The 21912-nt window shown below is 52.6% G+C and carries 18 protein-coding genes; 7 read left to right on the forward strand and 11 right to left on the reverse strand.

The genetic code is table 11. The features are described from left to right. Nucleotides 1–41 precede the first annotated feature (41 nt). The 4 genes from rlmH to ACNRUY_RS15475 form a co-directional block, all read right to left on the reverse strand. The gene (gene rlmH / locus ACNRUY_RS15460) at nucleotides 42–509 is read right to left on the reverse strand and encodes a 23S rRNA (pseudouridine(1915)-N(3))-methyltransferase RlmH (RefSeq protein WP_488112545.1); all 468 of its coding nucleotides are present in this window, start codon (nucleotides 507–509) and stop codon (nucleotides 42–44) included. After that, nucleotides 509–874, reverse strand: a complete 366-nt coding sequence (rsfS, locus tag ACNRUY_RS15465) for a ribosome silencing factor (protein ID WP_488112561.1) — start codon at nucleotides 872–874, stop codon at nucleotides 509–511. Before rsfS ends, rlmH begins: the two co-directional genes overlap by 1 nt. A gap of 215 nt (nucleotides 875–1089) precedes the next feature. After that, complete coding sequence (locus tag ACNRUY_RS15470; protein WP_488112562.1) at nucleotides 1090–2328, reverse strand: glutamate-5-semialdehyde dehydrogenase; 1239 nt, start codon at nucleotides 2326–2328, stop codon at nucleotides 1090–1092. A gap of 225 nt (nucleotides 2329–2553) precedes the next feature. Further along, nucleotides 2554–4119 carry an ATP-binding response regulator gene (locus ACNRUY_RS15475; RefSeq protein WP_488112546.1) on the reverse strand — a complete coding sequence of 522 codons (1566 nt, stop codon included), beginning with the start codon at nucleotides 4117–4119 and terminating at the stop codon, nucleotides 2554–2556. Nucleotides 4120–4622: 503 nt separating this feature from the next. Here ACNRUY_RS15475 and ACNRUY_RS15480 point away from each other — a divergent pair. From ACNRUY_RS15480 to ACNRUY_RS15490, 3 genes are read left to right on the forward strand one after another with little or no spacing between them, the layout of a single operon-like run. Further along, nucleotides 4623–5564 carry an SDR family oxidoreductase gene (locus ACNRUY_RS15480; protein ID WP_488112547.1) on the forward strand — a complete coding sequence of 314 codons (942 nt, stop codon included), beginning with the start codon at nucleotides 4623–4625 and terminating at the stop codon, nucleotides 5562–5564. A 17-nt stretch (nucleotides 5565–5581) separates the two neighbouring features. Next, the gene (gene hrpB / locus ACNRUY_RS15485; protein WP_488112548.1) at nucleotides 5582–8104 is read left to right on the forward strand and encodes an ATP-dependent helicase HrpB; all 2523 of its coding nucleotides are present in this window, start codon (nucleotides 5582–5584) and stop codon (nucleotides 8102–8104) included. Nucleotides 8105–8118: 14 nt separating this feature from the next. After that, on the forward strand, nucleotides 8119–8898 hold the full coding sequence (locus ACNRUY_RS15490; RefSeq protein ID WP_488112549.1) for an FAD-binding oxidoreductase: 780 nt from the start codon (nucleotides 8119–8121) through the stop codon (nucleotides 8896–8898). A 95-nt stretch (nucleotides 8899–8993) separates the two neighbouring features. Here the strand turns inward: ACNRUY_RS15490 and ACNRUY_RS15495 are convergent, their stop codons facing one another. Continuing rightward, nucleotides 8994–9998 (reverse strand): zinc dependent phospholipase C family protein, encoded by a 1005-nt coding sequence (locus ACNRUY_RS15495; RefSeq protein ID WP_488112550.1) that lies wholly within the window; start codon nucleotides 9996–9998, stop codon nucleotides 8994–8996. A 125-nt stretch (nucleotides 9999–10123) separates the two neighbouring features. Next, nucleotides 10124–11359 (reverse strand): VTT domain-containing protein, encoded by a 1236-nt coding sequence (locus ACNRUY_RS15500; RefSeq protein ID WP_488112551.1) that lies wholly within the window; start codon nucleotides 11357–11359, stop codon nucleotides 10124–10126. 87 nt (nucleotides 11360–11446) lie between these two features. Between ACNRUY_RS15500 and trmH the strand changes: the two genes are divergently transcribed. The 4 genes from trmH (at nucleotide 11447) to ACNRUY_RS15520 (ending at nucleotide 14911) form a co-directional block, all read left to right on the forward strand. Next, nucleotides 11447–12136: a tRNA (guanosine(18)-2'-O)-methyltransferase TrmH gene (gene trmH / locus ACNRUY_RS15505; RefSeq protein WP_488112552.1), complete on the forward strand. Its 690-nt coding sequence runs from the start codon at nucleotides 11447–11449 to the stop codon at nucleotides 12134–12136. Between the two features lie 20 nt (nucleotides 12137–12156). After that, nucleotides 12157–13026: an acyl-CoA thioesterase II gene (gene tesB, locus ACNRUY_RS15510; protein ID WP_488112553.1), complete on the forward strand. Its 870-nt coding sequence runs from the start codon at nucleotides 12157–12159 to the stop codon at nucleotides 13024–13026. Between the two features lie 288 nt (nucleotides 13027–13314). Further along, on the forward strand, nucleotides 13315–14526 hold the full coding sequence (locus ACNRUY_RS15515; RefSeq protein WP_488112554.1) for a polysaccharide deacetylase family protein: 1212 nt from the start codon (nucleotides 13315–13317) through the stop codon (nucleotides 14524–14526). Continuing rightward, complete coding sequence (locus ACNRUY_RS15520) at nucleotides 14507–14911, forward strand: c-type cytochrome (protein ID WP_488112555.1); 405 nt, start codon at nucleotides 14507–14509, stop codon at nucleotides 14909–14911. Before ACNRUY_RS15515 ends, ACNRUY_RS15520 begins: the two co-directional genes overlap by 20 nt. Before the next feature lies 1 nt (nucleotide 14912). Here the strand turns inward: ACNRUY_RS15520 and ACNRUY_RS15525 are convergent, their stop codons facing one another. The 5 genes from ACNRUY_RS15525 to ACNRUY_RS15545 form a co-directional block, all read right to left on the reverse strand. Further along, nucleotides 14913–17270 carry a macro domain-containing protein gene (locus ACNRUY_RS15525; protein WP_488112556.1) on the reverse strand — a complete coding sequence of 786 codons (2358 nt, stop codon included), beginning with the start codon at nucleotides 17268–17270 and terminating at the stop codon, nucleotides 14913–14915. A 155-nt stretch (nucleotides 17271–17425) separates the two neighbouring features. After that, a complete protein-coding gene (gene groL / locus ACNRUY_RS15530) occupies nucleotides 17426–19072 on the reverse strand; it encodes a chaperonin GroEL (protein WP_488112557.1) in 1647 nt (548 codons plus the stop codon). Between the two features lie 53 nt (nucleotides 19073–19125). Beyond that, nucleotides 19126–19419, reverse strand: coding sequence for a co-chaperone GroES (locus ACNRUY_RS15535; protein ID WP_488112558.1), 294 nt, complete (start codon nucleotides 19417–19419; stop codon nucleotides 19126–19128). A 373-nt stretch (nucleotides 19420–19792) separates the two neighbouring features. Further along, nucleotides 19793–20296, reverse strand: a complete 504-nt coding sequence (locus ACNRUY_RS15540; RefSeq protein ID WP_488112559.1) for an FxsA family protein — start codon at nucleotides 20294–20296, stop codon at nucleotides 19793–19795. A gap of 99 nt (nucleotides 20297–20395) precedes the next feature. Continuing rightward, the gene (locus tag ACNRUY_RS15545) at nucleotides 20396–21466 is read right to left on the reverse strand and encodes a hypothetical protein (RefSeq protein ID WP_488112560.1); all 1071 of its coding nucleotides are present in this window, start codon (nucleotides 21464–21466) and stop codon (nucleotides 20396–20398) included. Nucleotides 21467–21912: the final 446 nt, after the last annotated feature.

Genomic DNA, 21912 nt, shown 5'->3' on the forward strand with positions numbered 1-21912 from the left:
CACGCCGATCCGGGCTCAGGTGTTTGTTTGCAGCCAGAGAATCACTTGTGATAGGGATGATTGTGCAGAATACTCCAGGCTCGGTAAACCTGTTCAGCCACAACAACCCGTACCAGAGGATGAGGAAGGGTCAGAGGAGAAAGGGACCAGCGGACGTCCGCCCTGGCCATGCAGGATGGGTGCAACCCCTCCGGGCCTCCCACTAGCAGACTGATGTTCTGGCCACCGTGGAGCCAGTTGCCCATTGTGTCTGCCAGCTGCTCAGTGCTCCATGGCTTTCCCTTGATTTCCAGCGTCACCACCCGGTCACCCTGGCCAATGGCCGACAGCATCTGACCGGCTTCCTTTTCCTGCAGCCGGTTAATATCCGCCCCCTTGCTGCGTCGCCCCAAAGGCACTTCCACCAGCTCCAGCTTCAGGTCATGCCCCAGCCGACGGCTGTACTCATGGTAACCCTCTTCAACCCATCCTGGCATTTTTGAACCGACAGAAATCAGCCGGATGCGCATCAGGATGGCTCTACTGCGGCGGAAGGCTCTGTCACGGCAAGGGCTTCAGTATCCCACAGCCTTTCCAGGTCATAAAACTGGCGGGTGGCCGGCATCATCAAATGAACCACGACATCCCCCAGATCCACCAGAACCCAGTCCGACTTATCCTGCCCTTCCACACCCAGCGGGCGAATCCCGTTTTTCTTGCACTGCTCAATAACACTGTCAGCCAGGGACTTTACATGACGGCTGGAAGTACCGCAGGCAATGATCATATGATCGGTGACACTGGTCTGCCCAGCCACATTCAGGCAGGTCAGATCATTTCCCTTGAGTTCCTCAATGGCCTCAACCACCAGCTGCTTCAACTCATCAGAATGCATGGATTGCAAAATTAACCTCTTGTTTCTCGGCAAACAGTACTGGGCAGATGCTGCCGATATACAGAATCACTATTACCCAGATGTAATCGCGCAGACTCTCAATATTGAATAATGATGTCAACGACCCCACCGGCACCAGAACGGAAATCCACTACCTGACCGGAGGCATTGCCAACACCGGTCAGAAAGTGCCGCAATGCCCACCGACTCCAGCGTCAGTGGCGAATATGGCCATCGCCAAAAACCACATATTTCCGGGACGTCAGCCCTTCCAGGCCAACCGGTCCACGGGCATGGATTTTGTCGGTGGAAATACCAATCTCTGCCCCCAGTCCGTACTCAAACCCATCGGCAAAACGGGTGGAGGCATTGATCATGACAGAGCTGGAGTCCACCTCCCTCAGAAAACGGCGTCCCCGAGTATAGTCTTCGGTAACAATCGTATCGGTGTGATGAGAGCCATAGCGGTTGATATGGGCAATGGCCTCATCCATATCCGCCACCACTTTAACGGCCAGTATCGGACCAAGATACTCCGCCTCCCAGTCCTCTTCTGTGGCAGGCACCGCCCCCGGAAGAATCTCACAGGTCACTGGGCAACCTCTGAGCTCCACTTTTTTCTGGGCATACTGACCACCCAGTTCACGCAGCAACGGCTGGGCCACACTTTCATGAACCAGAAGGGTTTCCATGGCATTGCAGACACCGTAGCGGTGAGTCTTGGCATTCATGGCAATGCGAATGGCCTTGGCAGAGTCAGCCCGGTAATCCAGATACACATGACAGACTCCATCCAGGTGTTTGATCACCGGAACCCTGGATTCAGCACTGATGCGTTCAATCAGCCCCTTACCGCCACGGGGTACAATGACATCGACATACTCTGGCATGGTAATCAGAGCGCCCACAGCTGCCCGGTCAACGGTTTCCACCACCTGGACGGCATCTTCCGGTAAATCCACCTCAGACAGCCCCTGCTGAATACAGCGGGCAATGGCCTGGTTGGAGTGAATCGACTCGCTGCCTCCCCGGAGGATCACTGCATTCCCGGACTTCAGACACAGACTGGCGGCCTCGACCGTCACATTGGGGCGGGATTCGTAAATGATGCCGATGACCCCGAGAGGCACCCTCATGCTGCCCACCTGAATACCACTGGGCACATATTTCATATCATCTATGGTGCCTACCGGATCCGGCAGGGAGGCCACCTGACGAAGCCCCTCAATCATGGTGTCGATGCGGGCATCGGTGAGCTCAAGCCGGTCCAACATGGCAGCATCCAGGCCTCTTTCCCGGCCAGCCTCAAGATCCCTGCTGTTGACAAACTTCAGTTGTGAGCGCTCACTTTCAAGAGCGTCGGCAATGGCCAGCAAAGCACTGTTCTTGATACCGGTCTCTGCCCTGGCCATCTGCTGGCTTGCCTGGCGTGCTCTCTGCCCAAGACCGTGCATGTACTCCGTCACTTGATCAGCCAACGTCATTTCTCCTGCCATTACGGCGATTTTATTGTCTGGACAGCTGTCTGCTTTCCAGGGGCGTGGGTGGTGATTGACCACTAATATTACCAGCACAGACGCCAGCGGGCGACTGCCCGCTGATCTTTCAGGTAGGAAAGAAAGGGAGGAACGTTTCGTTATCCAGACCGGCGGCTCATCAAGCCTTCAAACCCGCTGGAATCAATCGGCAACCGGCATGGTAAATTCAAAGATGGTGCCCCCCTCGGGGTGACGCTGAAAACTCATCCGGCCACCATGGGACTGAATAATGGAATGGCACACCGTCAGGCCAATACCCATGCCATCTTTTTTGGTTGTGTAAAAAGGGGTAAACAGCTTTTCTTCGGCATCGTCTGCCAGGCCATGACCACGGTCAATGACGGACACTTTGACGAAATCCTCTCCCTGCCGTTCAGTGCGGACGTAAACACCAATCCCCCGGGTGTCCATATCCTGCATCGCTTCCATGCCATTGCGAATCAGGTTCAGTGCGACTTGCTGAATCTGCACGGGGTCCACCTTCACATTCGGCAGGCCTTCTTCCTGCTCAAGATGAATCTCCATACTGTTATTCCTGGCATCCACCTCGGCCAGTTTGTAGGTATCCTGGATCAGACGGTTTGGATCGACACTGCCCAGCACATGGTCCGGCTTCTTCACAAACGAGCGGATACGGGCAATGATTTCCCCGGCCCGACGGGCCTGGGTGTTAATTTTGGTCATGGCTTCTGACAGGCCGGCATCATCCTCCAGTTCAAGCCTGGCCAGCATACGCCGGGCAACCTGAGCGTAGTTGGAAATAGCCGTCAGTGGCTGGTTCACTTCATGGGCAAAACCGGCCGCCATCTCTCCCATGGTGCTCAAACGGGAAACATGGGTCAGCTGCTCCTTCTGGGATTCCAGTTCGTCCAGGGCTTTCTGCAACGCCTCCTGGTGCCGCTTCTTTTCACTGATGTCCCTGAACACCACTACAGCGCCCTTATTGGAGCCGTTTTCATGGATGGGAGTGCATGAATAATCAACAGGAAATGGCGTTCCATCACTGTGCCAGAAGGTGGCATTTTCAACGGTTTTACTAACGCCCTTATTCAGGCAGACCACGATAGGAGCCAGCTGGCTCTCTCGCTCCAGGTTTTTCTCCCCCTCCCCATGCATTTTTTTGATCAGGTTACTGCCATTCAACTGATCCACCGACCAGCCCGTCATAACCGAGGCGGCTGGATTGGCAAAGGTAATCTTCCCCTGGTTATCCAGGCCGAAAATACCTTCATTCATATTCTCCAGAATCCGGGCCTTGTCCGCTTCCAGTTGCCGGTTCCGGGCAGAAAGCGCCTGTTCCAGCTTATGGATCTTCAGCTGGGTCTGGACCCGGGCTATCACTTCCTCCGCCTGGAACGGCTTGGAAATAAAGTCTACCGCTCCGGTCTCCAGACCCCGGACCTTGTCTTTGGTGTCATCCAGGGCAGACAGAAAGATCACCGTGATATCCCGGGTGTCGTTCCCCTCTTTCAAGCGACGACACACTTCATAGCCATCCATTCCAGGCATCATGATATCCAGCAGCACCAGTGCCGGACTGGCCTTGGTGGCGATCCGCAGGGCACTTTCGCCGTTCTTTGCTATCAACAGCTTATAGCCCCGTCCACTGAGGGTCTGCAACAGTACCTGCAAGTTGGTCGGGTTATCATCCACCAGAAGGATTCGTTCTTCCTCAAGGGGCTCTGCAGAAGTCTCAGCCAGATACATCGTCAGCTAAACCTGATATCCATTGAAAAGTGAGAAAGCAGCCTTGATCGGCCACCCGTCATGAGCGGCTTTCGGCCAGATTCGCGCCAGGAGTGGTGACGGGAGTGCAATTCACAGCGAACCATAAAAATGTTCAACAGCCCCCGAAGAGTGGCCCTTCACAGTAAAGATCATAATTAAAGTAGCCGGAAATACGTTCCTCATCCCAACATATCTCCTGCTCTTGTGTGACAAAAGTGCCACCCGGCACCGTCCGCCAAACCGGTCACAGGCTTCTGGCTGAATTCTGCCTGAAATCTTTTGCCGAGAACAACATTTTGCTTCCTTCTTTTTCATGGCCGTGGGTGGCGTAACTTTTTTTCTTTCGCTATAGGCATTTTTCCTCGCGCTATGGGCATGTCAGTTGCCAGTCCTTGTCTTATTCCGTCCCGGGCTGGTTCCAAAACCGCTTTTCATGGTTCAATACGCAGGATTATCTCTGAAAAACCAGGCTCCATTCGCTTATGAAACTGTTGCTGATTGGTGGCACCGGACTGATTGGTCAGGAAGTCCGCCGGCTGCTCAAAGACAAAGGAATCGATTTCCATACGCCCGAACGAGAGGAGCTGGACCTGGAAAAAACGGAAACCATCGACGCCTGTCTGGGGAAGTATCGACCGGATATGGTCATCAATACCGCGGGCTACAATGACCCCGTCCAGGCTGAAAATGAACCCTCAAAGTGTTTCAGAATCAACCGGGATGCCATGTCACACTTGGCGGACTGCTGCCACCGCCTGGGAGCAGCACTGATCTACATCTCCACTTACCGGGTCTTTGACGGCACCAAGAAAGAAGCCTATACCGAGAAAGACATCCCCAATCCCACGGGGGTGCTGGCTTCCAGTCGTTGGCAGGCGGAACAGCAGATCAGTGAACGCTGCCCCCGCCATATCATTCTGCGACTGTCCTGGGTAATCAGTCATAAACGCAATAACCTGCTCCGCTACCTTTTGAACCAGATTACCCGGGAAAAAGAAGTTGCCGTGGTTTCTGACCAGCAGGGCTGCCCCACTCCCAGCGAAGATGCCGCACGGGTAATTGTTGCCATTGTTCAGCAACTGGGCTGTGGTGCCCAGGCCTGGGGCACGTACCATTATGCCGGGGCTGAACCGGTTTCGGAAAACAGCTTTGCAGAAATCGTTATCTCCGAGGCCTCCCAGTACCAGCCACTGACCATCCGCAAACTGCGCATGGATAAAATGAACGACCGCGATGGTATTCAGGCACCCGCCAATGCCACCCTCGCCTGTGGAAAAATTCTCAACACCTTTGGCGTACACAACCGCCCCTGGCGTAACACGCTTTCCCGCCTGATTCGTAACTACTATGACCAGCCCGGACAAAACCCAAGGCACAACCCAGGGACTCAACCATCCAGCACACCGTCTTCTTCTGATTTGTGACAAGACTGCCAACCTCAATGACACTGCCCCAATTACCGGTTTCAGACATTCTTCCTGAGCTGGCAGATACTCTCTGCAACCATGACCGGGTCATTCTTGAAGCGCCTACCGGCGCCGGTAAAACGACACTGGTTCCATTAAACCTGCTTCAGAGCCGCCAGTACCAGGGAAAAATACTGGTTCTTGAGCCCCGCCGCCTTGCGGCTTCCGCAGCCGCTAACCGGATGGCCAGCCTGATCGGCGAAGCCACCGGGGAAACCGTCGGCTATCGAATGCAACTGGAAAACCGCACCAGTAACAAAACCCGCATTGAAGTGATCACTGAAGGTATTTTGACCCGTATGCTGCAAACCGATCCGGAACTGCACGGGGTCGACATGGTCATTTTTGATGAGTTTCATGAGCGCTCCCTGCAGGCTGACCTCGGGCTGGCTCTCTGTCTTCAGAGCCAGGAAGTATTCAGGGAACAGCCCCTGAAGATCCTGATCATGTCCGCTACCCTGGAAACCGGAAAACTGGCCAAGCAACTCAGTGCCCCGGTGGTCACCAGCAAAGGCTTTCTCTTCCCGGTGGTTGTACGACACTTGCAGAAACCCTGGCCGGACCGTCACTTTTTTACCGTCTGCGAACAAACCAGCCGACAAGTCCTCCAGGTGCTGTCTGAAGAATCCGGAAGTGTGCTTGTGTTTTTACCGGGCTCCGGAGAAATACGACAGACCCATAAAATATTGGCAAGCAGCCAACTGCCGGATGACGTAGAAATCCACCCTCTGTTTGGTGACCTGTCACTGGCACTCCAGCGAAAAGCCATAGAACCCGCCGGAAAAGGGCTGCGAAAGGTGGTGCTGGCCACCAATATTGCTGAAACCAGCCTGACCATAGAAGGCATCCGGATTGTTATTGATTCCGGGCTGACCCGAAGAGCGGCCTACGACCCGGGCACTGGCATGACACGCCTGATCACCTGTCGGATTAGCAGGAGCAGTGCCGACCAGAGGAAAGGCCGGGCCGGACGCCTTGAGCCAGGTATTTGCTACCGACTCTGGACTGCCAGTGAAGAGGCGGCAATGGAAGCAACAACCCCAGCGGAAATCACCGAAGCCGATTTGTCCCCCCTTGCCCTGGAACTCAGCTGCTGGGGAGCCGCCTCTCCTGATGAACTGTTCTGGCTGGACCCTCCCGCTGAAAGCCGCTACCAGAACGCCCTGCAGCTGCTCCAACAGTTACAGGCCGTTGATTCCAGAAACCGGATGACTCCCCATGGAAGCGCAATGGCTTCCCTGGGAGCCCACCCCAGAATAGGGCACCTGTTGTTGCTGGCGGCAAAGAAACAACAGACCGCTACGGGATGCTGCCTGGCAGCTATTCTGTCGGAGCGGGACTTGCGGAAAGAGCCTGGACGTTCTGCAGACCTTACCCAGCGCCTCTCTCTGTTTGATCCACAAACCACGGTATCAAAACAGGCTCACCCGTCCCTGGGCAGGGTCAAACGCAAAATGCGACAATGGCAGCAACGTCTGAAGAACTCCGCAAAAGAGCCGGTAAAACCAGAACTGGCCCCCTCACTGTTAATCGCCGCCTGGCCCGACCGGATAGCACAGCGCCGGGGGAATACCCATCACTACCTTCTGGCCTCGGGCCAGGGGGTAGAGCTGCACCGGGAAGACCACCTGGGCACCAGCGAATACCTGGTGGCTCCTCATATCGGCGGCCAGCAAAGCCGAAGTAATGCCCAGGTTTTTCTGGCCTGCCCGGTGAGCAAAGCGGACATTTATGAAGAACTGGCGGAACTCATTGAAGAAGAGGAAGTGATTGCCTGGAACCCTCAGAAACAAAGAGTCACCGCCACCCGACAGGACCGCCTGGGCGCCCTTGTTCTTGAACAGCAAAACCTCGAAAAGCCTTCGGAAGCTTCCGTTGCCAAAGCCCTGATGGAAGGTATCCGACAATCCGACCTGCAACTATTGCCCTGGGATAAAGCCGCCACCCGACTCAAACAGAGGCTGATTTTTCTGAGTCAATACAACCCGCACCTGGATACACCTTTCCCCGACTGTTCCCATTCCGCATTGATGGGCACCCTGGAACAATGGCTGGGGCCCTACCTTGTGGGCATCACTCGGGCCGAACAGCTGAAGAAGCTGAAACTGGCCGACCTTCTTTTGAATCAATTAACCTGGGACCAGCAGCAGACCCTGGATGAACAGGCGCCGGATCACTGGCAGGCACCCAGCGGTTCAAGGATACGGATCAACTACGACCATCCGGAAGAACCCGTGATATCGGCCCGGCTTCAGGAACTGTTCGGCCTTCAGGAAACGCCCACGATTGCGTTCCACCGCCAGCCCCTGACCATTGAGCTGCTGTCTCCAGCCCACAGGCCCGTGCAAATTACCAGAGATCTGGGCAGCTTCTGGAAAAACACCTACCATGAGGTAAAGAAAGACCTGAAGGGACGCTACCCCAAACATTACTGGCCCGATGACCCGCACACTGCCGAGCCCACCCATCGGGTTCGCCCTGGGAAGTCCGGAAAATAAACCCAAGGTGATTTATGCCCGCCCCACTCTACTCCATGGTGCTTGAGAGCAAAGTTGTTCTGAGTGCCAACACCGTTCAACTGGGTTTTGGCTTTCAGGGAAAAACTGACAGCTCTTCACCAGAGAACTCACAAAACAGTGAACGGTTCTCCTATCAGGCGGGGCAATTTATCCAACTGCTGCTGGACATTGATGGAAAAATCCACAAGCGCAGCTACAGCATTGCCAACTCACCGGAAGACTTCCGAAAAACAGGGAGAGTTGAAATCGCCCTCAGTTTTGTCAAAGGGGGGCTGGCCTCCAGGTTGTTTGCTGACGCATCCCTGGGCACAACTCTGAAAATGACCGGCCCTTTTGGGGTGCTGACACTGCCCGAGAGCCTGCCCGGTCAGCTGGTACTTGCAGGTACCGGAACCGGAATAGCCCCTTACCGCGCCATGATTCCGGATTTACTGACCCTGGCTAAAAATGGCACACCTGTTACCGTGATCGCCGGATTCCGCCATCGCCAGGACCGAATTTACCAGAATGATTTCTCCCAGCTGGACAGCATTCAGTACCGAACCTGCCTGAGCCGTGAAACGGCTTTTTCTAATGAAGCAGCTCCTGAAAACCATGAACATCCAGGCTACGTTCAAGAGCAGTTTTCTTCACTGACACTGAATCCTTCCCGGGATCAGGTCTATCTGTGCGGCAATCCGGGGATGATTGATGATGCAGCCGGTGTGCTGAAAGAGATGGGACTCCCTCCCCGTCAAATCAAACGGGAAAAATACGTTTACTCGGGTCACTGAGCAGGTGCTCCAAAATTCGGCGGCTTTCAGCCTGGTTTCTCTCAGACACTACAAGACTTGATCACTTGAAAAAGAAAACAGGCAGCCTTTGGAAGTTACATATCCCGAACGGATCGGCCAAGAATGTAAAAGTCCACATAGGGCCACCCCCATCCTTTTGAGCCAAATATTTCCCTTCCGGTTTTTTGGCTCTCAAACAGTGGATAAACCCGGTCAATTACTGCTGCAATGACCCGCGCCGTGTCTTTAACACCACCGCGGGCATTCATATAATGGGAACCACCCCAGTGCATTTTGTATTTAAAATAAAGATAAACAAAGGGGGTGCCGGCCGGCTCTCCCAATAAAGCCAGGCGCTGAATATTGAACCCTTTGTTCAGCAATCCTGAATCCACCCTATCCCGGAATGAATTGCGCTTGTTGAGAACCGGTACTAAAACATCAACGGGGTTATAGTTGAGTAACACAATAGGGCCACGAAGGTGCTCAATGGTGCTGATAAAATCAATACCCGGGTCCGTATAATTCTGAGCTTCACTGGAGTTGCCCTGAAAATCATGACGAGCCGTTTCTGTCACAAAATAACTGTCAAACAGTACATCCGCAATGCTATGGGACAGAGAGCCAAAAAAGTGGGCAATAATGGACTGGCAATCGGGACGAACCGCTTGAAAACATTGCGCTTTCACCTCATCAAAGTAATCAATCACAAACCCATCCCAATGAGCATACTCACCGTAAGGATGACCGGACGCATAGCCTGAATCTGGAAAAATGGCCCCGTTTCGGTAAGCCGTCCAATTGGACTTTAATATCTCCCGTGCTTCATCGTTTTCCACTGACTGAATAGACATATCAGCCATAAAAATATGAATCCCCATTCCCGATGCCTGGCTTTCAGCCACGGATAAAACAACCGGCACCATCATCAGCATAAAGGCGCACAGCCTTATGTTCGATAAAGCCTTTGCCGCAGTGCCCTCAGGAGAGGCTTTATTTTTCCATGGACACCGGTTTGCTTTCCTGTTGTCAGGAATTGGAGAGACGCAAAGTGCTTTTCTTTCACTATTGGCATGGTAATAAACAGGGATCCAATCCATGGAAACCTCATTATTGTTGGCGATAAACTCCTTTTTATATCGGGTTGCCTATGGATACCTTAACTGTCTGGAAATGCTTTCCAGGCAACTGAAGTATCAGATCAGCAAAGGGCTTTCAGAGCCTCTCAAGCCCGGTGAGCAAAATAAGCATCCGCCCTACTGGCTAGCAGAGCCCAGAAGAGCCCAAGGCTGAATCCGGTCAACACATCCCCCAGCCAGTGAACCTCCAGGATCAACCTGGAGAAACCCACCAGCATAATCACTCCTGATACCGTCCCATAGAGAAGCCACTCTTTTCCCCGGAGTTGTCCTGACTGAGCTAAGTGACTGCCCACCCTGGCCGCCATCCAGAGCAGGAAAAACGTAGCCATGGTTGTGTGGCCAGAAGGAAAAGAATAGGGGTCAAGCCCGGCCATTTCCCCCGGCCTGGGGCTGTTGATGGAGAGCTTTCCAGCCCATACCGATCCCACCATGGCGGGTATCGCCCATATCAAATGAACCCATCCCGACAATAGCCCCTGGCGGTATTGCCACCCCAGAAAAATCAGCAATAAAGCCCCCAGAACAGGCACAGTGCCAAGCCAGGTAACCGCGGCCATCACCTCTTCCATCCAGGGCAGTCTGAGGGGAGCCAGCCAATGATTCAGGTCGTGATTAGCAGGCTGAAGGTGACCCGTGATATTCAGAATCACTAAAACCATTACCAATAATCCAGCCAGCACCGGATACCAGCCAGACCAAACCGGCTTTTTCCTTTCCAGAAGCACCCACAACCCTGAGATCCCCATGGCCAGGGATAACCAGGCCAGCACCACCAGCATCAACCGGTCAGGCATCTGTTCATGAAACTGCAATGCGGCACCGGTCATATACCCCGGCAACAGGTACACGGGAGACCACCCCATGGAAGAGACCAGATTGACACTGAAAAACACCCGGGAAGGCATTCCCATCATACCGGCAACCGCAGGAATGACCGGACGCACAGGCCCAATGAAGCGCCCAAGGGCAACACTCAGGGCCCCATAGCGCTGAAAAAAATCCTCACCCCGTTCCAGCCAGCCCGGATGGCGGCTAAAGGGCCACCAGCTCCGCAACTGATCGTGGTAATGCCTGCCAAAAAGAAAGCTGAGGCCATCACCAATCACCGCCCCAAGAACGCCCCAGGCCAGTATTGAGTAAACATCCATGGCTCCGGCTCCAGCCAGGGCGCCAAGGGCAAACATCATGGCCACACCGGGCAGCAGCAGCCCAATGGCCACCAGGGATTCCAGGCACGCCACCAATGCAATCACCGGCCCCAGCCAGAACGTATGGCTCTGGAGCCAGACATGGACCGCCTCAAAACCTGCAATACCCATTAATCAACCATTCCTCATTTAATGGCGGTTTCATTACAATGGAGACCCGCCATGGTCACCCTTCTATAACATCAGGGGAAACACACTGTGACACCGGAGCGTTATAACAAATTTCGACAGGTACTCGACCACCGCCAACCAGATCTGACCGTTCTGACCGACCAGGTGCATAAGCCCCATAACCTGTCTGCTATCCTTCGGACCTGTGATGCCGTCGGCATCCCTGAAATCCATACGACACAACCCAAAAGAGCGTACCGACAATACCGGCGTCGTTCCATGGGAAGCCACCGCTGGGTTGAAATGCACGCTCACGAAACCATTGAAGATAGTGCATCCTGCCTCAGGAAGCGGGGCTTCAAACTGTTTGCGGCCCACTTTTCCCCCAGAAGCGTCCCTTTTTTCCAGCTGGACTTCACTCAGCCCTGCGCCATCATCCTGGGCGCGGAAAAAGACGGGGTCAGCCCGGAAGGAGCAGAACTGGCCGATGAACATATTATCATTCCCATGACCGGCCTGGTGTCTTCCTTCAACGTTTCAGTGGCCGCCGCCATCATTCTGGTGGAAGCCCAGCACCAGAGAACACTCAAGGGGCTTTACGACAGCTGCAGGCTGGAAAGCAGCACCTATCAAAAGACACTGTTTCGCTGGGGCTACCCGGAACTGGCTCGATACTGTGACGAACGTGGCCTGAACTATCCGAAAATTGACGACAGAGGTCAATTGGTTAATCCTGCTCAATGGTATAACTGCATACGTCAGTCCGTTCACTCATAATCCATCCAGGGAGTCACAGGATGAATGAAGTACTGGAAGAGTTGATCACCCTTCTGAAACTGGAGCCCATCGAAAATAATATTTTCCGTGGCCAGAGCCAGGATCTTGGCTGGGGGCGAGTCTTTGGCGGCCAGGTCATTGGCCAGGCACTCTCTGCGGCCAGGCAGACGGTTTCTCCGGATCGCCATGTTCACTCTTTTCACAGCTATTTTCTCCGGGAAGGGGACACCACCCGCCCTATTGTTTATAACGTGGACTGCATCCGCGATGGCAGAAGCTTCACCACCCGGCGGGTAGTGGCCATTCAGAACGGGCAGCCCATCTTCAATCTTTCTGCCTCATTCCAGATCAGTGAAGAAGGCTTCGAACACCAGGCCCCCAAGCCTGAAGTCATTTCCCCGGAGAGTGCGCCCAGTGAAAAAGAGCTGGTGCAGAAATACAGCGATATTATCCCCCGGATTCTGCAGAAACGCTTGTTGTCGGACACTCCCATTGAGATCCGCTTTGCCGAACCGGAGGATCCTCTGGCAGACAACTATCGTAGCCCAGGACATAAAATCTGGCTGAAGGCCAACGGCAAATTGCCGGACAACCCCGGACTCCATAAGTACCTGCTGGCCTATGCCTCCGACTTTCAGTTTCTGTCCTCATCCCTTTATCCACACGGTGCCGCCAGCTTTCAAAAGCCGGTGCAAGTGGCCAGCCTGGATCACGCCATGTGGTTTCACCGCCCTTTCCGAATGGATGACTGGCTGCTTCACTGTGTGGAAAGCTCAACAGCCTCAGGGGCCCGGGCACTGGTCAGAGGGCAAATTTTCAACCAGACTGGCCAGCTGGTGGCTTCTACCCAGCAGGAAGGGCTGGTCAGGCCTTTGTCAGAACGTGGTTAGAGCCAGGGCGAGATTAGACTAAGGTCTACAGGCAAAAATCACTGATGACTCATAAGCTTATCAATGTTCGTCATTGCTATTGAGTCACCTTACAGCCCCAGCCCTTGCTGTCGGGTGACTCCTTTCTCTCCAAGGCGCCGGATCTGTATCCCGCGCTCTTTTTTTTTGCCTGATTCACTCTTCCTCTGCAGCGGGCTTTAACAGCCAGGATGGAAACCGACTCATGGGCCTTGCTACAATAGTTTGCTGACCGACGACCTCCCTTTTATCAATAGCAAAGGAAACGCTGTGAGCCCTCTTTTTACCCGGACCTCTTTTTCTCAGGGGATGCGACTGTGCTGTCATAAACGAGAAAGCAGCCATAAGCAAGAAGTGCCACTCACACCGCGTCATAAAGGCAGCTTCATAAGCCGGATCAGCGGCCTGTCCACGATAAAAAGCAGCCTTCTAATCCTCTGCCTTACCCTGATGTCAGGCATTTGGTCGCCCCGTACCCTGGCTTCCAGCTCTGTGGTGATTCTGCAATATCACCACGTCAGCGATACGACGCCAAGAATCACCAGCGTCACGGTGGATACGTTCAAAAAACACATGACTTATCTTTCCGAACACCAATTCAATGTGATCCCCCTGACAGAGGCGGTTGAGTCCCTCCGCAATAAACGTCCACTGCCGGAAAAAACCGTAGCGATCACCTTTGATGACGCCTACCTGAGCATTTACACAGAAGCCTTTCCTCTGCTGAAAAAGCACCGCTTTCCCTTCACTGTTTTTGTCAGCCCGACACCCGTAGACAAGAAGTACCAGAAGTTCCTCAGCTGGGCCCAGATTCAGGAGATGGTTCGCTCCGGTGCCACCATCGCCAATCACACCCTGAACCATGACCACAGCGTAGAAAGGCTGCCAAAGGAGACCGAGGCGCAGTGGCTCAAACGCTTCCAGCTTGACCTGGAGTCCACTGAAAAGCGGCTCCTTGAAAAAACCGGCCAGAGTGTGAAACAGTTTGCCTGGACCTTTGGCGAAACCACTCCAGAACTCCGAAAGGTGTTGTCAGACCTGGGGTATGTGGGATTTGGCCAGCAGTCCGGTGCGGCTGGGGAATTATCTGACTTCACCCGGCTGCCCCGTTTTCCCATGGCCGGAGACTATGGCGTCAATGATTTCAGGCTCAAGGTCAACAGCCGGGCATTGCCAGTGGCCCAGCAGATTCCCGACTCATCCCTGATCAGCAGCGACAACCTGAAGCCAGAACTTGAGCTGACCCTGCAACCCGGGGACTATCAGAAAAAACAGCTGAAATGTTATGCCTCCGGCCAGGGTGAGCTAACAGTGACCTGGCTGGATAAAGCCCAGACCCGGCTGAAAACCCGCGCCAACAGCCCACTGGCTGTTGGACGCACCCGTTATAATTGCACCGCCCCCTCTAACAGTGGCCGACATTATTACTGGTACTCCCATGCCTGGCTCAGGCTGACGGAGGATGGAAAGGCTTTGGACTGAAGTGACAACCTCTGAACCCACTCTTCCGTTGTCGAATGTGATGACGAAAGCCGCACACCGGGCAGGCATCCTGATAACCTGTATGATGCTGATGGCCTGCTCACCGGGGGAAAAGCCTGAGCAGCCACTGCCAGAACGGCTTCAGGCAGCAAGAAACAAAGCCATGACCCTGTGTGCAGGATGTCATGGCCCACAAGGCCAGGGAACCGCACCGTTTAACCCGAATCTGGCCTGCCAGAAAAAAGTCTATATGGTTCGTCAGTTGGAGTATTACCGGGATGGCTCCCGGACAACCCACCCCCCCATGACCCATATCGCCCGGATGCTGAGCGAAGACGAGGTGGATGCCATCAGTGAGTGGTATTCGATAACGGGTTGTCGATAGATCACTCTAACCCACTCTCTTCGTTTTGAAGATGCTCCCACCAGAGTTGGAAGTCCCCCAATACAACCTCATCCTTTCTTTTGACTGTTGTACCTTCTTCATCTGGAACCTTAATCTTGTCAGATCCCTCCCAGCCAACCAGATGAAGTTGTGGGATTTTTTCATGTTTTTGCAACGCAGGGTCACACAAGGCATCAAAAAGCCCCTGAGCCATATCAGCACCGGTTCCTCCAAAAATATCACAGCCAATAAAACAACAGACAATGGGTTCGTCCACACCGCCTTTGGCAATACCATTTTGAATTAAGTTAATAAAAGCAGCCTTGAAGTCCTGTCGATACTGATCGCTACCCGTTCCTTCAGTACCATATTTGCTCACATCATTGGCATCAGGGGCGACCACATTATGAATTCTCCTGCACCCCTTCAACTTGAACTTAGAATCAGAGGCATATTTAAAAGAGCCAGAAGTCAAGCATTCACCAGGAGGAACGCCACCGTGTTGCCTTACATATCTCTGGGTTGCAACATCGAACTCTTTCCCCAGGTCACCGGATATCTTTCTAGCAATTCCGCCATTGTGCTGCATTCTACTGTTAGCTGCATTGACCAATGAAAAAGAGTGGTCATTACCAAACTTTTCCCTGGCATATCCATGCATTCCTCCAGCGTGCATATCCAGCACTGGCTCCCAGTGTTTATGATGTTTCAATGCCCCTTTCTCTGCCACCCCTAAAGATTCTGCTTGTCCTGTTTTTTTCCTCACCTCCCGAACCGGACTTGCCCCAGATGGCTGATCGGGGCTAAGGGGGGGAAACTCAGACTCAGAAATCCCCTCATCTTCCTCAACAGGGAGCTCCTGAAGCGGGCTTAATCTAAACGGATTTCGGGCAGGCCTGGGAACGTCAGGTTCTGAAAAGCCCTCATCATGGGGTTCAGACGGCACAGGGTCTGCTTTGCCCTTCTTCTGACGCTTTGTAATATCCCCCAGCAGGGCTCCCATCCGCTTCTTTTGCTCCTCAACAAGGGGGTCCACTGCTTTTTGGTCTGTTTTCCCCTCACGCTTTAACTTCTCTCGCCTCTCCCTGAGCTCTCTGCCTGCAATGGTTCCAATCTCATCAACCGATGACTCCACAGAGGGGGCTGTAACAGATGACGATGCATCGTCATCGTCACCAACATCCACACCGGGACGATAAGGTTTGAACTGGTTTGCCACCGCATCATTAACCCTTCCCAACTGGTCGAAAGCAGGTTTCTCCACCTTATAACCTGCCTCCGCCTGCTCACGCAGCCTTTCAACCCTTTCCAGTTTTTCTTTCTGCTCTTTGGATAATGCCTTTGCTGCCGCTCTTTTTTCCTTCTCTGATTTTCTGGCCTGTTCATCCTCCCACAGGCCTTTCAGCTTTGTTTGCTCCTCTTCCTCAAGCGTATCCATAAGCGCCTGCGCTTCTTCATCATTAATGGAGCTTTCCAGTTCCGGGTCCCGGGTTACTCTGACCCTGCAGCCTCCCACTGGCATTTCATCGGATGCCCCCTTACGCCTGGCCGGGTCACCACCATCAATGGTCACCACTACCTGCCGGGTCCTGAGCTTCTCCAGTGACTGCTCCACCATTCCACTAAAACGCAGCTTTTGCTCCTCTTCCCGGTCAAGTCCCAGCTTCTGCCCTATCTCTCTTGCCCGAGCTTCCCATGTTGCTATGTTTTGTTTCAGCTCGGCCATTGCCGCTTCACTGAATTCAGGTTTCTTTAAATGCTCTTCCAGAATTTCTGCAGCCAGCTCAATTAATTCTTCCAAATCCTCTCTATCCGCCAGCTGTTTATCGGGAGGAATCAATGACAGGGGCACTCCCTCATCGTTAAGGGTAATTTTAACGCTCAACCCCGGGGGAAGTGTCTCTGGTTTTACCGCCTTCACAAATGCCTTGAACTTTTTTTGACTGGAAGCCCCCTCCTTTAATTTCGCCATTTCAGATCTGACCTGACCCAGCACCCCCACTGAGCCCTTGACAATTTTATGCTCTTCACGTTTCAGAAAGGCCTTGGCAAGAGGGCCATTCTCATCAAGCAGGCGATCCAGCTCTTGTTTAAGCACTTTTTCATTTTGACTGCCCTGTTCGGCCGGTTTCATCCCGGGGACAGGTTTGGCATCACTGGGCTCAACTTTCCTGGCATTAACTCCCACGGGTTCAGTGCCCGGCTTTCCTGGCTGGGTAGGTTGAGGAACAGCAGTACTGGCATTTTTCACACTACGGGTATTGGTCTGCCCCAGGGGAGGCTCTTTCAAATCACCATGACCTTCAGGGCGCACCCCCGGAAAATGTTGACCACCGACCGGACCTGTTGGTTCTCCCATAATGTATTCCTGCCAATATAAGCTGATGCCTCTACCATCGGCAGCTACAAAAAAACCCGCAGCTCGGAATGAACTGCGGGTTGTGCTTGAGACAGCCAGTCACTAGCTGCTTAATTTACAGCCAGAATCTGACCGGGCAGATAGCCGGGGGATGATTACATCATACCGCCCATGCCACCCATTCCACCCATGCCGCCCATATCAGGCATAGCTGGAGCAGCCTTGTCTTCTGGCTCATCAGCTACCATAGCAGCAGTAGTGATCATCAGACCGGCAACAGAAGCAGCAGCCTGCAGGGCCGCACGGGTAACCTTGGCAGGATCCAGGATACCCATCTCAATCATGTCACCGTACTCACCGGTAGCGGCATTGTAACCGTAGTTACCTTCACCGGACTTAACCTTGTCAACCACAACAGAGGCTTCATCACCGGAGTTAGTGGCGATCTGACGGATCGGGCCTTCCAGGGCACGCAGGATCAGGTCAACACCGGCTCTCTGCTCAGGGTTGATGGTTTCAACGTTGATAGCGGACAGAGCGCGAACCAGGGCAACACCACCACCGGCAACCACGCCTTCTTCAACCGCAGCACGGGTAGCATGCAGGGCATCTTCTACACGGGCTTTCTTCTCTTTCATCTCAACTTCAGTGGCAGCACCCACTTTAACCACTGCAACACCGCCAGCCAGCTTGGCTACACGCTCCTGCAGCTTTTCCTTGTCGTAGTCAGAAGAAGAGTTTTCGATTTCAGCGCGGATCTGCTCAACACGGCCAGCGATGTCAGCCTGAACGCCAGCGCCATCCACAATGATGGTGTCTTCCTTGGTGATCTGAATGCGCTTGGCGGAACCCAGGTCATCCAGAGTAGCAGTTTCCAGGGACAGACCTACTTCTTCAGAGATCACTGTCGCACCAGTCAGGATAGCGATGTCCTGCAGCATGGCCTTGCGACGGTCGCCAAAGCCAGGTGCCTTAACCGCAGTCACTTTAACAATACCGCGCATGTTGTTCACAACCAGAGTCGCCAGGGCTTCACCCTCAACGTCTTCAGCAATGATCAGCAGAGGCTTGCCGGCCTTGGCAACGGCTTCCAGTACGGGCAGCAGGTCACGGATGTTGGAGATTTTCTTGTCAACCAGCAGGATGAAGGGGCTTTCCAGCTCGGCAGACATGTTCTCCTGGTTGTTGATGAAGTAAGGAGAGAGGTAGCCACGGTCGAACTGCATGCCTTCAACCACGTCCAGCTCGTTCTCCAGGCTGTTGCCTTCTTCAACGGTGATGACGCCTTCCTTGCCCACTTTTTCCATCGCTTCAGCGATGATCTTGCCAACCAGCTCGTCAGAGTTGGCGGAGATGGTGCCTACCTGGGCGATGGACTTGCTGTCAGCACAGGGAGTGGACATTTCTTTCAGCTGCTCAACAACGGCAACAACTGCCTTGTCGATACCGCGCTTCAGGTCCATTGGGTTCATGCCTGCAGCAACGTACTTCAGACCTTCGTTCAAAATGGACTGAGCCAGAACAGTCGCGGTAGTGGTACCGTCACCAGCCTGGTCGTTAGCCTGGGAAGCCACTTCCTTAACCAGCTGGGCACCCATGTTCTGGAACTTGTCTTTCAGCTCGATTTCCTTGGCTACGGAAACACCGTCTTTGGTGATGGTGGGAGCGCCGAAGGATTTTTCCAGCAGGACATTACGGCCCTTTGGTCCCAGAGTGGCTTTTACAGCGTCGGCCAGAACGTTGACGCCTTCGAGCATTTGCTTGCGAGCTTCGTCGCCGAATTTAACTTGTTTAGCTGCCATGGTTGGTGATCCTTTGCAAAATTAAAAATGGATGCAATCGGTGTCGGGACCGATCAGCTTTCCAGAACGGCGTAGATGTCACCTTCAGACAGGATGATCAGCTCTTCACCGTCAATCTTTACGGTGTTGGAGTCTGCATACTTGCCGAAGATGATCTTGTCACCAACGCTTACGCCAACGGGACGCTTCTCACCGTTGTCCAGATATACGCCATCGCCTACCGCAACAATCACACCCTGGTTAGGCTTCTCGGTAGCAGAACCTGGCAGTACGATGCCACCAGCAGAGGTAGTTTCTTCTTCCTCACGACGAACGACCACGCGATCACGCAACGGACGGATTTTCATCGATTCTCTCTCCAACAGTTTGCTTGTGCCTGTTCCCCATGAAGAGGTAACCGGCTATTCACTAAATAGCAGTGAAACGAAAGAGTTAAACGACCGTTCCACTATGGGCGATTTCCGGTGTTGCCGGAATACCTTCAGCCGCAGCCGGAGGTAAAATTCTGCTTCGGTGGGTGTTCAGCCCCAGAGCGATGCTCTACCGAAGCATAATCAGGTGTTTCACTTAGTAAGGGTGGCAAAAACCATTTTCAAGGGGCTGGCTGAAAAAAAAATCGGATTCTTCCATCGCCCCGCCCCCGACACCCCAAAATAGACCATTGATAAGACCCGAAAGGGCGGGAAATGTTCCCTGCTAAGGAAGTACAACACCAAGGGCTCAGTCCTGTTTGTCTCCTCTTTCCCCGGGAGGGGAGGGGTCCGAATCACGGGAAAAATCCCCTTCATAGGTATGGGAAATATGGGTATGGTGATGGTCCCAGCCAGACTCACGACGGAATTCACCGTCATAAATCTCCGTCTGCTGAACCTGCCAGCGTCCAGACGATGCTATCTTCCGTATCAGCGCCTTACGCACAGGGGGGATCAGTAACAATATTCCCATAAAGTCGGTGATAAAACCGGGAATCAGCAGAAGCAGGCCACCCACTGCAATCATCAGAGTTTCGATCATCTCAAAGGCGGGTAGCTCACCTGCAGCCAGTTTCTGCCGGGCTTTCAGGCTGGTACTGACCCCCTGTCGCCGGATCACCGCAAGCCCGGCGAACCCGCCCAGAATCACCAGGGAGACCGTGTTCCAGGCACCGATGGCGCTGCCTACTTTGATAAGCACCACCATTTCAAGAATCGGCAGGAGAATAAAAGGAAGAAAGAGGAAGCGCATGACAGGCCCCGATCATTATTGGAGCTTCTTATATGGTACTGATGTCGCCTTTTTTCAAGCCTTTATTCACAAGCCCCTCCTCATAAGTGGTATTGGCCGCTATTTTACCCAGGACCAGCCCCAACTCCACGCACGCGAAAACAAACCTTGGTGAGGCTGATCAGTAACCGCTTGTTCCGTCGCTGTTGACAACTCAGCAGTCAGAATAGCTATTTCATTTACCAACATCCGCTTGCTTTGATCCTGAACCTCCATATCCTGAGCATGTCTAGCTTTAGTAAATACATGACGAAGTGTGAATCCACCAACCATACCCATGACCACAGAAAAAACGGTTACAACAGATCCTGGAGGTATGGGGTCCAGTACGGGCATGAATGATACAATTTCAATGTTATAGAGTGTGTCGTCGTACTCTGAGCGATAACCCGAACTCACGCCCACTGGTTCATCAACCTGCTCTTCGGGTTTGCATCCTGCATGTTCATTTTTAAGCTGTAAAAGACTAGCATTGCCTTTTAATTGTACTGAATAGCATGAACAATCCTCCTCACTTGGTATGCAGTAGCAGTTGTTCCTAGGCTTATGTATAAATTTATAGCCTTTATTATAATCACAATACACTTGACGATCAGAAATATACTTCTGATTGCTAAAAACAAGCTGACCTTCCTCAACAGCGCTTGACTTTAAATAGAAACAAGTAATTTGCTCATTCGACCAGTATGGTATCGGTTGAAAATCATCACGCCTACACCTTTCAGCATTTAAGTAACCATCATGCGTTATAACAGATCCAGAAGTATATTGAACCGGTTTAACACAAAGCAACTTCATTTTCTCCTCATCATATTTAGAAATGCAATGCAACTTGCATTCCGCTGTTTCTTGATCTTCACAGTCATCAATAAAAAATGCATCTGGATTAACTAATTCAACCTTTCCCTTCCCACCTTCAAGGTCAATAGCAATAGTATTGTTAACACTCTCAGCCCCATGAAAACCTTTACATATCGAGCTTCCTTGAAGCATGTTAAAAAGGGCGGACATCGTACAATTAGGTTGCAAATCAACATTTTCGTCATCACCTTCAAATGGCTCAGAGACTGCCAGGCAGGAGAAATAGAGCAATAGCACCAAAAGCAACAGCTTTCTAAATTGAGAGTTCATATCTCTAACCCTTGCAAAATTCAAAATATTTTTGTTGAGAATTGGATTTTAGCAGACAATTCAAAAGACGGAGTCAAAAGAAAAAAACAGATGACTATGGTCTCTCACATCAAAAACCACACATCACCTCAACAACAGTTCGAACCATAGAACTAGAATAACTCTATCAACTGACCAGCGCTATTAACTCACCAATTGCTTTTTTATCAAAATATTGACGTCTAATTAAAAGACTTGATCTAAATCTATAATTTAAGAAACCATGCCAACTCAATCTCACACAACTTTTTTCGCTCCTCGACAGCTAACACGTCCCTTACCGGCGCTGTTCAAATTAAGTGTTGCTCTACCCAATGTATAGAAACTTGATCTAAAAAAGCCTCCTCTGAGAAGAGTTGAGTTTTAAGAAACCTTTTCCACCCGAGGTAACGAGACAGGTATTTTGT

It is taken from the genome of Endozoicomonas sp. Z74 (genome assembly GCF_057680865.1).